This is a genomic window from Pseudomonas sp. 2995-1 (assembly GCF_002742505.1).
Taxonomy (GTDB): domain Bacteria; phylum Pseudomonadota; class Gammaproteobacteria; order Pseudomonadales; family Pseudomonadaceae; genus Aquipseudomonas; species Aquipseudomonas sivasensis.
In genome coordinates, this window is the sequence record NZ_LJSA01000470.1 from 1 (window position 1) to 322 (window position 322).

The following is a 322-nucleotide window of genomic DNA, read 5'->3' on the forward strand; positions in this document are numbered from 1 at the left end:
ACATAGTGCCTATAATTCCAGTATTCCTGTTATTATCATTAAGAATTTTTTCTATTAGGTGGGTAGTTGTTGTTTTACCATTTGTTCCAGTGACACCAATAAGTTGAAGGTCTTTTGTTGGATACTCATAAAAGCATGCAGATATAAGTGCCATTGCACGCTTCGAGTTCCTTACGATAACCACAGGAACATCTATCTCTTCAAGTTCTCTTTCTGCAATAATGGCAGCAGCACCATCTTTTACCGCCTGAGCAGCAAAATCATGCCCATCCACCGTATAGCCAGTAATACAGAAGAAAAGACTTCCTTTCGTAACTTCCCT

At 39.1% G+C, this 322-nt stretch carries 1 protein-coding gene; it reads right to left on the minus strand.

The genetic code is table 11. The features are described 5' to 3' along the window. Positions 1-322 (minus strand): Mur ligase domain-containing protein (locus AOA61_RS24555; protein ID WP_256583487.1); only part of this gene is annotated, 322 nt, incomplete at both ends.